This window comes from Massilia paldalensis, assembly GCF_044901715.1.
Classification (GTDB): domain Bacteria; phylum Pseudomonadota; class Gammaproteobacteria; order Burkholderiales; family Burkholderiaceae_D; genus Telluria; species Telluria paldalensis.
This window is the reverse complement of the sequence record NZ_JBJCIU010000001.1, coordinates 62,616-75,239: the sequence shown is the minus strand read 5'-3', so window position 1 is coordinate 75,239 and position 12,624 is coordinate 62,616. Positions and strand designations below refer to the sequence as shown.

Sequence of the window (12,624 nt, the reverse complement as noted above, 5' to 3'; positions counted from 1 at the left end):
ATGGCGAACGCCATATGATGCAATCGTGAAATATGCGGCGGAGCAGCAACGCAAGGTAAAATGTCGCGACTTCACGATGGAATACTATGTCCGACACACTCTTGTACGCCCTCGCCCGCCCGCTGCTGTTCGCACTCGATCCTGAAACGGCCCACAACGTCACCCTGCCCGGCCTCGTCAAGGCGCAACGCCTGGGCCTGACCGCCCTGGTCCGCAAGCCCAAGCCCGACCCGCGCACGGTCATGGGCATCACCTTCCCGAACCCCGTCGGCCTCGCCGCCGGCCTGGACAAGGACGGCAGGTATATCGACGGCCTGGCGGCGCTGGGCTTCGGCTCGATCGAGATCGGCACCGTGACGCCGCGCGCCCAGCCCGGCAACCCGCGCCCGCGCATGTTCCGCCTGCCGGCCGCCCGCGGCATCATCAACCGCATGGGCTTCAACAACGGCGGCGTCGACGCCTTCGTCGCCAACGTCCAGGCCTCGCGCTTCTACCAGGAGCGCCAGGGCGTGCTGGGCCTGAACATCGGCAAGAACGCCGACACGCCGATCGAGCGCGCCGCCGATGACTACCTGGAATGCCTGCGCAAGGTCTATCCCTACGCCAGCTACGTCACGGTGAACATTTCGTCGCCCAACACGAAGAACCTGCGCCAGCTGCAGGGCGCGTCCGAACTGGATTCCCTGCTCGCGCAGCTGAAGGGCGAGCAATCGCGCCTGGCCGACCAGCATGGCCGCTACGTGCCGCTGGCGCTGAAGATCGCCCCGGACGTCGACGGCGACCAGATCCGCAACATCGGCGCCGCGCTGATCCGCCACGGCATCGACGGCGTCATCGCCACCAACACCACGCTGAACCGCCGCGACGTCGAAGGCATGCGCCATGCCACCGAACAGGGTGGTCTGTCGGGCGCGCCCGTGTTCGACCTGTCGAACATCGTCATCCGCGCGCTGAAGAAGGAAGTGGGCGACGCCGTGCCCATCATCGGCGTGGGCGGCATCCTGCGGGGCCGCGACGCCCGGGCCAAGATCGAAGCGGGTGCGTCGCTCGTGCAGCTGTACAGCGGCCTCATTTATCGCGGGCCGGCGCTGGTGCGCGAGTGTGCGGATGCATTGCGCAAATAACATATCGCCTCGTCGCCCCTGCGCAGGCAGGGGCCTAATTTCGCTTGCGCAGCCGACACGCCAAATTGGGCCCCTGCCTGCGCAGGGGCGACGGTTTTTTTAGCGAATAAGGATCTTCATGAAGATGAACCGTCTCGGCAAGACCGACCTGCTCGTATCCCGCGTCTGCCTGGGCACCATGACCTTCGGCGAACAGAACACGGAAGCCGAGGCGCATGCCCAGCTCGACTACGCCCTGGAACGCGGCATCAACTTCGTCGACACGGCCGAGATGTACCCGGTGCCGCCCAGCGCCGGCACGCAAGGGGCGACGGAACGCTTCATCGGCAGCTGGCTGAACAAGACGGGCAAGCGCAACGAGATCGTGCTGGCCACCAAGGCCGCCGGTCCGAACGCGAACCAGACCTGGATCCGCGGCGGCCGCCACAACCTGGACCCGGCGAACATCCGCGCCGCACTCGACGCCAGCCTGCAGCGCCTGCAGACGGACCACGTCGATTTGTACCAGCTGCACTGGCCGAGCCGTAACGTGCCGATCTTCGGCGCCAACAGTTTCGAGCCGAAGAAGGAAAGGAACAGCGTCCCGATCGAGGACACGCTGGGCGCGCTGGACGACCTCGTCAAGGCCGGCAAGATCCGCCACGTGGGCGTGTCGAACGAGAGCCCGTGGGGCGTGTGCGAGTACGTCAAGCAGTCCGAGACGAAGGGCCTGCCCCGCATCGCCACCATCCAGAACCTGTACAACCTGACGGCGCGCGCCTTCGAGACGACGCTGCTGGACGAGGTGTGCTACCGCGAGGACGTGAGCCTGCTGGCCTACAGCCCCCTCGCCTTCGGCCAGCTCAGCGCCAAGTACGTCGACGACCCGCAGGCCGTCGGCCGCCTGACGATCTACCCGCCCACGTGGAGCCCGCGCTACCTGCGGCCGATGGTGGTGGAAGCGACGAGGGAGTATGCGGCACTGGCGCGCGCCAACGGCATGACGCCGGCACAGATGGCGCTCGCGTGGTGCTATTCGCGCTGGTTCGTGGCGTCGACGATCATCGGGGCGACCAATCTGGCGCAGCTGAAGGAAAACATCGATGCGGAGAGCATCGTGCTGTCCGACGACGTCGTGAAGGCGATCGATGGGATTCATGCACGGTACACGAATCCCGGCCAATAAACCCACCACCACGTCGCCCCTGCGCAGGCAGGGGCCCAAGTTGCGAGCAGCTCGCAGAAATCGGGCCCCTGCCGGCGCAGGGGCGACGTCGTTCTAGTCGACCGCTGCCGCCTGCAAGGCCTTCTCCACATCCGCCTTCGTGTACCCCTGCGCAAACCGCTCGATGAAATCGAAGGCATACGCGCGCAGATAGGCGCCGCGGCGCACCGCCAGCCGCGTCACGTTCGGCGCGAACAGGTGCGACGATTCGATCGCCCGCAGGCCCCGGTCGCGGCCATGGTCGAAGGCCATCGAGGCGACGATGCCCACACCCATCCCCAGCGACACGTACTGCTTGATCACGTCCGAATCCATGGCCGTCAGCACGATGTCCGGGCTCACGCCGGCCGCGGCGAAGGCGGCGTCGATGTGGCTGCGGCCCGTGAAGCCGACGTCGTAGGTGATGAGCGGATACTCGGCCAGGTCGGACAGTTTCAACGGCGTGTGCGCCAGCAGCGGATGGCCGTCCGGCACCACCACCACGTGGCTCCAGCGGTAGCACGGGAAGGACACGAGGTCCGGGAACGTCGACAGGCCCTCGGTCGCGATGCCGATGTCGGCGCGGCCGGACAGCACCCATTCGGCGATGTGTTCCGGGGCGCTCTGCTGCAGGGCGATGCGCACGCCCGGATACGCCGTACGGAAGGCCTGCACCACCTGCGGCAGCGCATAGCGCGCCTGCGTGTGGGTCACGGCCACGCGCAGCGTGCCGCTGTCCTGGCCCGCGTATTCCGTGCTGGCCTGTTGCAGATTCTCCGCTTCCACTAGCAGCCGTTCGATGATCTTCAGGATGCCCTTGCCCGGATCGGTGAGGCCCGTCAGGCGCTTGCCGTTGCGCTCGAAGATGACGACGCCCAGTTCGTCCTCCAGTTCGCGGATCTGGCGCGATACGCCGGGCTGCGACGTGAACAGCGCGTTCGCCACGTCGGTCAGGTTGAAGTTGCGGCGCGCGGCCTCGCGCACGGATCGCAGCTGCTGGAAATTCATGCCCCCTCCTCTTCGTCGACGAATACGTGCATGCGCTTGGGTCTCACCAGCAGCGTGTCGCCGTCCTTCAGCGACAGCTCGCGATAGCGCTCGTTCGGGATCACGGCCTCGATGATCTCGGCGGTGTCGGCGCGCTCGAGGTCGAGCTGGGCCAGCGGGCCGATCGCGTGGGCGCGGCGCAGCTTGACGGGCACGCCCTCGCCGCCGGCGACCCAGTGCTCGACGTCGAGGTCGTGCGGGCGCACGTAGGCGATGCCGGCGCCGTTCCTGACGCCGTCCTGCTGCGGCGTCCTGAACGTGGCGTCGCCGCTGGCCAGCACGCCGTCCTGCACGCGGCCGTGGAACAGGTTGACGTTGCCCAGGAAGCCGTACACGAACGGCGACGCGGGCTGGTTGTAGACCTGGTGCGGGGTGCCCAGCTGCTCGACGCGGCCCTTGTTCATCAGCACCACCTGGTCGGCCACCTCGAGCGCCTCTTCCTGGTCATGGGTCACGAAGATCGAGGTCACGTGCAGCTCGTCGTGCAGCTGGCGCAGCCAGCGCCGCAACTCCTTGCGCACCTTGGCGTCGAGCGCGCCGAACGGCTCGTCCAGCAGCAGCACTCGCGGCTCGACGGCCAGCGCGCGCGCCAGGGCGATGCGCTGGCGCTGGCCGCCCGAGAGCTGCGGCGGATAGCGGTCGGCGATCCAGTCGAGCTGCACCAGCTCCAGCAGCTTCCTGACCTTCTCGCGGATCTGCGCCTCGCTCGGGCGCTCGCGGCGCGGTTTCACGCGCAGGCCGAAGGCGACGTTCTCGAACACGGTCATGTGCTTGAACAGCGCGTAGTGCTGGAACACGAAGCCGACCTGGCGCTCGCGCACGTGGCGGTCCGAGGCGTCGTCGTTATCGAGCAGCACGCGGCCCGCGTCCGGGAATTCCAGGCCGGCGATGATGCGCAGCAGCGTGGTCTTGCCGCAGCCCGAAGGCCCCAACAGCGCGGTCAGCTCGCCGTCGGCGAACTGCAGCGAGACGTCGTCCAGGGCCGTGAACTGGCCGAACTGCTTGCGGATGTGTTGGACTTCGATCGTCATGCTCAATGCTCCGTGATGGTGTCTTTGGTCGACTGGTGCAGGCGCCACTCGATGAAGGTCTTGACCGCCAGCGTCACCAGCGCCAGCAGGGCCAGCAGCGACGCGATCGCGAAGGCGGCCGTGAAGTTGTATTCGTTGTAGAGGATCTCGACCTGCAGCGGCATCGTGTTGGTCTCGCCGCGGATGTGGCCGGACACGACCGACACGGCGCCGAATTCGCCCATCGCGCGGGCATTGCACAGGATCACGCCGTACAGCAGGCCCCACTTGATGTTGGGGAGCGTGACGCGGAAGAACGTCGACCAGCCGGACGCGCCCAGCACCAGCGCCGCCTCTTCCTCCTCGCTGCCCTGCGCCTGCATCAGCGGAATCAGTTCGCGCGCGACGAAGGGGAAGGTCACGAAGATCGTCGCCAGCACGATGCCGGGCACGGCGAACAGGATCTTGACGTCGTGGTCCATCAGCCACGGGCCGAACCAGCCCTGGGAGCCGAACAGCAGCACGTAGATCAGGCCCGCGATCACGGGCGAGACGGAGAACGGCAGGTCGATCAGCGTGATCAGGAGGCTCTTGCCGCGGAAGTCGAACTTGGCGATGGCCCAGGCGGCGGCGACGCCGAACACGAGGTTCAGCGGCACGGAAATGGCGGCCGCGATGAAGGTCAGCTTGATGGCCGCCAGCGCGTCCGGATCGAGCACGGCATCCTTGTAGGTGCTCCAGCCGTGCTTGAGCGCCTCGACGAACACGGAGACGAGCGGCACGAACAGGAACAGCGTGAGGAACAGCAGCGCGACGGCGATCAGGGCATAGCGTACCCAGCCTGGCTCCAGCGTATTGGTGGCGCGGCGCGGCGCCTGCGCGGCGGCGGCGTCCTTGACGGCGCGATCGAGAACGGCACTCATTTATTTTCCCGCACGCTTGCGCGTCCAGGCCTGCAACAGGTTGATGGCCAGCAGGAGGACGAAGGATGCGAGCAGCATCACCACGGCAATCGCGGTGGCGCCCGTATAGTCGTACTGCTCCAGCTTGGTGATGATGAACAGCGGCGTGATCTCGGAGACCATCGGCATGTTCCCGGCGATGAAGATGACGGACCCGTACTCGCCGGCGGCGCGCGCGAACGCGAGCGCGAAGCCGGTCAGCAGGGCCGGCACGATGCTCGGCAGGATCACGCGCACGAAGGTCTGCCACGGGCTCGCGCCCAGGCTGGCCGCTGCCTCCTCGAGCTCGCGCTCGGTGTCTTCCAGCACGGGCTGCACCGTGCGCACGACGAACGGCAGGCCGATGAAGGTCAGCGCGATGACGACGCCCAGCGGCGTGAACGCGACCTTGATGCCGACCTTTTCCAGGTACTGGCCGATCCAGCCGTTGGACGAGTACAGCGCCGTCAGCGTGATGCCGGCGACGGCCGTGGGCAGCGCGAACGGCAGGTCGACCAGCGCATCGACGAAGCGCTTGCCGGGAAAGGTGTAGCGCACCAGCACCCAGGCGACGATGCCGCCGAACACGACGTTGATGGCGGCGCCCAGCAGCGCGGCGCCGAAACTGAGGCGGTAGGACGCCATCACGCGCTCGGACGTGACGGCCGTCCAGAAGGCGTCCCAGCTCATCGTGAAGGTCTTGAGGAACAGCGCCGACAGCGGGATCAGCACCAGCAGCGCCAGGTAGAACAGCGTGAACCCGAGCGACAGGCCGAAGCCGGGGATGACCCGGTTCGCGCTGCTACGGGATTGCACAATAGTATTCATTAGTCCGCCTTTATTACAATTTCTTCTAATAGCGAGACATAATCGCATTGGGAACGCATATTGCAAACGAAGCAAAAATCATTTGCTTACAACCTGCATGTATTTGCAGAGCCAAAGAAAAAGGCGCCGCAGCGCCTTTGTTTCGCAGGGTGGGCACGCCGTGCCCACCGTCGCCTGCACACCGTCAGTGCAGGAGCTTGACCGCCACCCCGGCCAGCGTCACCGCCAGCAAGCCGCGCAGGAAGCGCTCCGGGACGGCCCTGGCGGCCCAGGAACCGATCGTGATGCCGGGCAGCGAGCCCACCAGCAGCGTCAGCAGCAGCATCCAGTCGATCGAGCCCAGCCACCAGTGCCCGACGGCCGCGATGGCCGTCAGCGGCACCGCATAGGCGATGTCGGTGCCGGCCACTTCGGCCGGTTGCAGGCTCGGGTACAGCATGACGAGCAGCGTGGCGCCGATCGCGCCGGCACCGATCGAGGACACCGTGACCAGCACGCCCAGCACGGCGCCCGCGGCGACGGTGGCGGCGGTCAGGCGCCGTCCCTGCAGCTGGCGCTGCGGATTGCGGTGGATCCAGGCCAGCATGCGGCCGCGCAGCAGGATGGCGACGACGGTCAGCAGCACGGAGACGGCGATCGAATAGCGGATGACCTGGCCGATGGCCGCGTCGAGCGGCCCGAAGCGGTGCAGCGCCAGCGTGGCCAGCAGCGCGGCCGGCAAGGCGCCCGCGCACAGGCGGCCGACGATATGCCATTGCACGGTGCCGCGCACGCGGTGGGTGATGGTGCCGGCGCTCTTGGTGATGGAGGCGAAGGCAAGGTCGGTGCCGACGGCGACCGACGGGTTGACGCCGAACAGCAGCGTCAACAGCGGCGTCATCAGCGAGCCGCCGCCGACGCCCGTCATGCCGACGAGGAGGCCGACGGCGAATCCGGACAGAATGTATGTAATGGACATGGGCTTACCCTCAGGACGGCCAAGGGTAAGGCACCTCATCCGCAGGGCAAAGGACAGCTTCCTTATTTGCTTATGCGGAGAATGTGAGCAGGGGAAAGAGATGGTGGGCATGTGATGCCCACCCTACGCCACAAGACCGATTACTTGTTCGGCTGCGGCGTCAAGCGCAGGTAGGGCTTGGGCGCGTTGAAGCCCTTCGGGTACTTCTGCTTGAGCTGCTCCGGATCCTGCACGGTCAGCGGGATGATGACGTCGTCGCCATCCTTCCAGTTGCCCGGCGTCGCGACGGTGTAGCCGTCGGTCAGCTGCAGGGCGTCGATGACGCGCAGCACTTCGTCGAAGTTGCGGCCCGTGCTCATCGGGTAGGTGATCATCAGGCGCACCTTCTTGGCCGGGTCGATCACGAACAGCGAGCGCACGGTGGCGGTGGCCGACTGGTTCGGGTGGATCATGTCGTACAGTTCGGAGACGCTCTTGTCGGCGTCGGCGATGATCGGGAAGCCGACCACGGTCTGCTGGGTCTCCTCGATGTCCTTGATCCATTCGCTGTGCTTGTCGGCCGGGTCGACGGACAGCGCGATCGCCTTGACGTTGCGCTTGTCGAATTCCGGTTTCAGCTTGGCCGTCAGGCCCAGTTCCGTGGTGCAGACCGGCGTGAAGTCGGCCGGGTGCGAGAACAGCACCACCCAGGAGTCGCCCGCCCAGTCGTAGAAGCGGAGCTTGCCGATGGTGGAATCCTGTTCGAAGTCCGGTGCGGTGTCGCCAAGGCGTAAGGTCATTGTCTTCTCCTTCTGTGGAGGTTAAAGGAAGCGGTTGTACAGCACGACGGCCCAGGTGGCGAGCGCGATCAGGATGGCCAGGGCGACGGCGGCGCTGCCCAGGTCCTTGGCCGCCTTCGACAGCGGATGGCGTTCCAGCGACACCCGGTCGACCACGGCCTCGATCGAGGCATTGATCAGTTCCACCAGCAGCACCAGGGCCAGCACGGCGATCAGCGCCAGCTTCTGGAAGGCGGAGATCTTCAGCAGCAGCGCCACGATCGCGGCCGGCACGGCGACCATCAATTCCTGGCGAAACGCATGTTCATGTTGCCAGGCTGCCTTGAAGCCATCGAAGGAATAACGCATGGCCGAAAAAATCCGCTTCAGGCCGCCTTTGCTCTTGAACTCGCTGCTCGGTGATTCCATGGTGCTCGCAATGCTGTACAGGACCGCCATTATGCCCACATAGCTTGACAGCTGCGCAACATGAATCTGGGTTGACGACCACTTTTTTTCACATTATGGTATAAACTGAAGAAATATACCGCACCGCACCAACCACATCATGAAACTGGAAACCCCCGAACCGGCCAAGACGTCGATCCAGGTCATCGAGCGCATGGTGGCCCTGCTCGACGTCCTGGCCAGCTATCCCGATCCGGTCAGCTTGAAGGAATTGTCGCGAGTATCCGGCCTGCATCCGTCGACGGCGCACCGGATCCTCAACGACATGGTGGTGACGCGCTTCGTCGACCGCGTCGAGCCAGGCACCTACCGGCTGGGCATGCGCCTGCTCGAACTGGGCAACGTGGTCAAGAGCCGGCTGTCAGTGCGCGAGGCGGCGCTCGACCTGATGCGCCTGCTGCACAACAAGACGCGCCAGACGGTCAACCTGTCGGTGCGCCAGGGCGACGAGATCGTGTACATCGACCGCGCCTTTTCCGAACGCTCCGGCATGCAGGTGGTGCGCGCCATCGGCGGACGCGGGCCGCTGCACCTGACCTCGACGGGCAAGCTGTTCCTGTCGATCGACGAACCGAAGACGATCCGCGCCTACGCCACCCGCACGGGGCTGGCCGGCCACAACAAGAATTCGATCACGGACCTGGCGCGCCTGGAGCGCGAGCTGTCGCTGGTGCGCGCGCGCGGCTATGCGCGCGACAACGAGGAACTGGAACTGGGCGTGCGCTGCATGGCGGCCGGCATCTACGACGATGGCGGCAAGCTGGTCGCGGGCCTGTCGATCTCGGCGCCGGCGGACCGCCTGCAGGAAGAATGGCTGGACGACCTGGTCAGCACCGCCACGCAGATCTCGGCGACGCTGGGGCACCGGACGACGCCGGCGGTGTAACGTCGGTAGGGGTCAGAGTCCGGTGTTGACGGTTGGACTCTGACCCCGGTGTTCCGCCCGCGCCTCCGCTCCCGCCCGCGTCCTTATTGAACGATCGACGGCGCCGTCGCCGCCGCCGACACGGTGACGGGCACGCCCGCCGCCGCCGCCGCCGGGATGGTCGCCGGCTTCAGCGCTTCCAGCCACTTGCGCATCCGTCCCGCGTCCGCCGTCCGCGACTGCTTGCCCTTCGAATCGAGGAACACCATGATCACGTTGCGGCCCTGGATCATGGCCTGCATCACGAGGCAGCGCCCCGCTTCATTGATGAAACCCGTCTTCTGCAAGCCGATATTCCAGTCCGGCAAGCCCACCAGGTAATTGGTGGTGTGGAAGTTCATGGCCCGGCCGCTGCCTTCGACGACATAGCTCGGGTCGGTCGAGTACTGGCGCAGCAGCGGCTCCTGGTGCGCCACCATCGCCAGCTTGGCCAGGTCGCGTGCGCTCGACACGTTCTGGCTCGACAGGCCGCTCGAATCCACGTAATGGGTATCGTTCATGCCCAGTTCCGCCGCCTTCGCGTTCATCGCCGCCACGAAGGCTGCGATGCCGCCCGGATAGTTACGCCCCAGCGCCGCGGCCGCCCGGTTCTCCGAGCTCATCAGGGCGATATGGAGCAGGTTGCCACGCGTCATGCGCGTCCCGACGGGCACGCGCGAGCTGCTGAATTTCAGCTTGTCGACGTCGGCCTCGGTGATGGTGATGACTTCGTCCAGGTTCTGGCCGGACTGCACGACGATCAGGCCCGTCATCAGCTTGGTGATCGAGGCGATCGGCAGCGCTACGGAGGAATTTTTTTCGAACAGCACTTCCGAGCTGTTCTGGTCGATGACGTAGGCGACGCTGGAGCGCAGGTCGAGCGGATCGCGGGTACGGTTCAGCCCGGCCATGTCGCCGGCGGTCAGGATGGCGGCGACGGGCGCGGCATAGGCGATCTTGCGCTTGCCGCGCACCATGGCGATGCGGCGCGCCATCTGCTTGCGATTATCCGCAGCAATGATCCGCGCCATCTCCGTACGCTTGGCCGGCTTCGCCTTCACCCGTTTGGTGGCCGTGGCCTTGGCCTTCGCCTTGGTCGCCGCGGCAGCGGGCTCGAGCATGAAACACAGGGAAATAAGGGTAGCCAATGCGAGCTTGAGCATCTTCGAAATCCTTGAACGCGACGGATGAGCACCGCGACGAGCGCATCACGGTGCGGTGCTGCGAAAGACGGGCATAACACGCAGAATGTAACACTTGCGCGACCGTTTTACTACCACGCAAAATTTACTGCGTTGTAGAAATAGCTTGAAGTTTCAACAGCTTGCAGGTCAACACCTTGTCGTCCAAGTATAACGTCAAGTACTCGGCCATGAGAAAAGTGTGGGTGGTAGAACCGCCGCGTTCATGCACCAAAGTTTATTTTCACCAATTTGCGCTGTTTCCAACCGCCTCTGCCCTTGCCGAAGCGTCACCGGCAACGTATCCGCTCACATCCTCGAACGTGCTCCGGATCCGGCATCAGCTTGTCAGGTTGGCGATGTAAATGCCCTTTATCAATCACCCTGCCATATTCCTCCTTTATGTTATCGAAAAGTCAAACACAAGAATGTTGAAGCGTTTCGCACCGAAGATAACGCTTCCTGCCTGCCCAGACACAATGAGGCGGCGATCATGCACAGGTACTTCAACAAGGCCGACATTCACACAGGCTTACGTATGATTATTTTTTCTACCGCATTTGTATCTGGCCAGCAGTTTGTCAGGACGAGCGTGTGCGTCGTCGGCGCCGGTGCGGCAGGAATCACGATTGCTTGCGAACTCGACGGTACTGGCATCGATGTCCTGCTGCTCGAAGCCGGCGGCTTCGGCCAGGACCCGCAGGTCCAGGACGATTACGCCGGCGAAGCCACGCTGCCCCATCCGGATACGGCCACCTTTCGCCGCACCGGATTCGGCGGCACGACGAAGATCTGGGGTGGCCGTTGCGTTCCACTCGACCCGATCGATTTCGCGCCCCGGCAGCATATTCCCGGAAGCGGCTGGCCGATCGCTTACGACGAGGTGGCGAAATATTATCCAAAAGCCATGATGTACTGTGACGCGGGCCTGGCGGATTTTTCTGTCGACGGGTCGCTCCGTGCGGCGTCGCCGACGATTGACGGACTGGAATCGGATGCGACGATGGTTGTCGATCGTGTCGAACGTTACAGCCTGCCGACGGATTTTGGAAAGCGTTATCGCGCACGTCTGGCGCGCTCCGCCAATGTCACGGTGCTGCTGTTCGCGCGCTGTATCCGGTTGGTGCGCGATGCCTGCAACGGGCGCATCGCGCAATTGATCCTGGTCGATCGCGCCGGCCGCAGGGTGTGCGTCAACGCCGACACGTTCGTCCTGGCCGGCGGCGGCCTCGAAGTGACACGCTTGTTGCTGGATTCCGACCTGTCCGGTCCGGGCCTCGGCAACCGGCACGACCAGCTGGGACGCTATTACGCTTGCCATGTCGAGAGCATCGGCGCCCGTCTCGTCCCCGGTCCCCGCAAGCCGCCCTTTGCATTCGAAAAGACGCTCGATGGCGTGTACGCCCGGCGCAAGCTGCAGTTCTCGGAGGCGGCGCAACACCGGCATCGTCTGCTGAACAGTGCGTTCCGGCTGCACTTTCCTCCCTATGCCGACGCCCGGCACGGCAGTGCCGTGATGTCGACGATCTACATTGCCAAGGCCGCGCTGGCCGCCGAGCATGCCAGGATCCTGCACCAAGGGGTGATGGATGGCGTCGTGTCGCCGCGGCGCGCTCATCTCAGGAATATCACATCCGGCTTGCCGCAGGTCGCGGGGTTCGGCATGCAATGGCTCTTCCTCAGAAAGTTCGCCCGGCGAAAGCTGCCTTATACGCTCGTGCCGAATGCCGACGGCAGCTATCCGCTCGAATTCAACTGCGAGCAGACGCCGCTCGCATCGAGCCGGATCTCCTTGCTGCGAGCGCGTGACCGGCACGGCATGCGCCGGCTCCACGTCGACTGGCGTTTCGGGCGCGAGGACGTCGAGGCAGCCCGCCGCGGCTTCATCGTGCTGCGCGATGCCCTGCAGCGGTCGTCCAGCTGCCGGCTCGAATTCGATGAATCGCGCCTCGATGCCCTGCTGGACAACGCGAAACCGCTCGGCGGCCACCATATGGGCACGGCCCGCATGGCCGCGAGCCCCAGGGAGGGTGTCGTGGACGGCAACTGCGCCCTGTTCGAGCTTCCCAATCTCTATATCGCCAGCGCGGCCGTCTTCCCCACCGTGGGACATGCCAACCCGACGCTGACGATCGTCGCGCTTGCGATCAGGCTGGCCGCGCACTTGCGCGCCTCGGCCGGACGTTCCCCTTGAGCGCGGGGACCGGACCTGCTGCCGGCAT

12 protein-coding genes are annotated in these 12,624 nt (G+C 65.3%); 4 read left to right on the top strand and 8 right to left on the bottom strand.

The window, feature by feature from the left end:
- The first annotated feature begins 86 nt into the window (after window positions 1-86).
- Window positions 87-1,124 (top strand): quinone-dependent dihydroorotate dehydrogenase, encoded by a 1,038-nt coding sequence (locus tag ACI1V7_RS00355; protein ID WP_404529813.1) that lies wholly within the window; start codon window positions 87-89, stop codon window positions 1,122-1,124.
- 118 nt (window positions 1,125-1,242) lie between these two features.
- On the top strand, window positions 1,243-2,289 hold the full coding sequence (locus ACI1V7_RS00350; protein WP_404529812.1) for an aldo/keto reductase: 1,047 nt from the start codon (window positions 1,243-1,245) through the stop codon (window positions 2,287-2,289).
- Window positions 2,290-2,382: 93 nt separating this feature from the next.
- Here ACI1V7_RS00350 and ACI1V7_RS00345 read toward each other — a convergent pair whose 3' ends face one another.
- The 7 genes from ACI1V7_RS00345 to ACI1V7_RS00315 form a co-directional block, all read right to left on the bottom strand.
- Complete coding sequence (locus ACI1V7_RS00345) at window positions 2,383-3,315, bottom strand: CysB family HTH-type transcriptional regulator (protein WP_404529811.1); 933 nt, start codon at window positions 3,313-3,315, stop codon at window positions 2,383-2,385.
- Complete coding sequence (locus ACI1V7_RS00340) at window positions 3,312-4,385, bottom strand: sulfate/molybdate ABC transporter ATP-binding protein (RefSeq protein ID WP_404529810.1); 1,074 nt, start codon at window positions 4,383-4,385, stop codon at window positions 3,312-3,314. Before ACI1V7_RS00340 ends, ACI1V7_RS00345 begins: the two co-directional genes overlap by 4 nt.
- Window positions 4,386-4,387: 2 nt before the next feature.
- Window positions 4,388-5,287, bottom strand: coding sequence for a sulfate ABC transporter permease subunit CysW (cysW, locus tag ACI1V7_RS00335; protein ID WP_404529809.1), 900 nt, complete (start codon window positions 5,285-5,287; stop codon window positions 4,388-4,390).
- The gene (gene cysT / locus ACI1V7_RS00330; RefSeq protein ID WP_404529808.1) at window positions 5,288-6,133 is read right to left on the bottom strand and encodes a sulfate ABC transporter permease subunit CysT; all 846 of its coding nucleotides are present in this window, start codon (window positions 6,131-6,133) and stop codon (window positions 5,288-5,290) included. It lies immediately after the preceding gene.
- Between the two features lie 184 nt (window positions 6,134-6,317).
- Window positions 6,318-7,091: a sulfite exporter TauE/SafE family protein gene (locus ACI1V7_RS00325; protein ID WP_404529807.1), complete on the bottom strand. Its 774-nt coding sequence runs from the start codon at window positions 7,089-7,091 to the stop codon at window positions 6,318-6,320.
- A 140-nt stretch (window positions 7,092-7,231) separates the two neighbouring features.
- Window positions 7,232-7,870, bottom strand: a complete 639-nt coding sequence (locus ACI1V7_RS00320; protein ID WP_404529806.1) for a peroxiredoxin — start codon at window positions 7,868-7,870, stop codon at window positions 7,232-7,234.
- Between the two features lie 21 nt (window positions 7,871-7,891).
- Window positions 7,892-8,278, bottom strand: coding sequence for a diacylglycerol kinase (locus ACI1V7_RS00315; RefSeq protein ID WP_404529805.1), 387 nt, complete (start codon window positions 8,276-8,278; stop codon window positions 7,892-7,894).
- Window positions 8,279-8,417: 139 nt separating this feature from the next.
- On the opposite strand from ACI1V7_RS00315, the gene ACI1V7_RS00310 reads away from it, so the two are divergent.
- Complete coding sequence (locus ACI1V7_RS00310) at window positions 8,418-9,203, top strand: IclR family transcriptional regulator (RefSeq protein WP_404529804.1); 786 nt, start codon at window positions 8,418-8,420, stop codon at window positions 9,201-9,203.
- Window positions 9,204-9,286: 83 nt separating this feature from the next.
- On the opposite strand, the gene pbpG is transcribed toward ACI1V7_RS00310, so the two are convergent.
- Window positions 9,287-10,384 (bottom strand): D-alanyl-D-alanine endopeptidase, encoded by a 1,098-nt coding sequence (pbpG, locus tag ACI1V7_RS00305; RefSeq protein ID WP_404529803.1) that lies wholly within the window; start codon window positions 10,382-10,384, stop codon window positions 9,287-9,289.
- 511 nt (window positions 10,385-10,895) lie between these two features.
- Here pbpG and ACI1V7_RS00300 point away from each other — a divergent pair.
- On the top strand, window positions 10,896-12,596 hold the full coding sequence (locus ACI1V7_RS00300; protein WP_404529802.1) for a GMC oxidoreductase: 1,701 nt from the start codon (window positions 10,896-10,898) through the stop codon (window positions 12,594-12,596).
- The last annotated feature ends 28 nt before the right edge of the window (window positions 12,597-12,624 follow it).

What these genes read in the sequence shown, in the direction of transcription:
- ACI1V7_RS00320 (WP_404529806.1), bottom strand. Translation starts at nt 7,870, where the DNA reads ATGACCTTACGCCTTGGCGACACCGCACCGGACTTCGAACAGGATTCC.
- ACI1V7_RS00310 (WP_404529804.1), top strand. Translation starts at nt 8,418, where the DNA reads ATGAAACTGGAAACCCCCGAACCGGCCAAGACGTCGATCCAGGTCATC.
- cysT (WP_404529808.1), bottom strand. Translation starts at nt 6,133, where the DNA reads ATGAATACTATTGTGCAATCCCGTAGCAGCGCGAACCGGGTCATCCCC.
- ACI1V7_RS00350 (WP_404529812.1), top strand. Translation starts at nt 1,243, where the DNA reads ATGAAGATGAACCGTCTCGGCAAGACCGACCTGCTCGTATCCCGCGTC.
- cysW (WP_404529809.1), bottom strand. Translation starts at nt 5,287, where the DNA reads ATGAGTGCCGTTCTCGATCGCGCCGTCAAGGACGCCGCCGCCGCGCAG.
- ACI1V7_RS00345 (WP_404529811.1), bottom strand. Translation starts at nt 3,315, where the DNA reads ATGAATTTCCAGCAGCTGCGATCCGTGCGCGAGGCCGCGCGCCGCAAC.
- pbpG (WP_404529803.1), bottom strand. Translation starts at nt 10,384, where the DNA reads ATGCTCAAGCTCGCATTGGCTACCCTTATTTCCCTGTGTTTCATGCTC.
- ACI1V7_RS00340 (WP_404529810.1), bottom strand. Translation starts at nt 4,385, where the DNA reads ATGACGATCGAAGTCCAACACATCCGCAAGCAGTTCGGCCAGTTCACG.
- ACI1V7_RS00300 (WP_404529802.1), top strand. Translation starts at nt 10,896, where the DNA reads ATGCACAGGTACTTCAACAAGGCCGACATTCACACAGGCTTACGTATG.
- ACI1V7_RS00355 (WP_404529813.1), top strand. Translation starts at nt 87, where the DNA reads ATGTCCGACACACTCTTGTACGCCCTCGCCCGCCCGCTGCTGTTCGCA.
- ACI1V7_RS00325 (WP_404529807.1), bottom strand. Translation starts at nt 7,091, where the DNA reads ATGTCCATTACATACATTCTGTCCGGATTCGCCGTCGGCCTCCTCGTC.
- ACI1V7_RS00315 (WP_404529805.1), bottom strand. Translation starts at nt 8,278, where the DNA reads ATGGAATCACCGAGCAGCGAGTTCAAGAGCAAAGGCGGCCTGAAGCGG.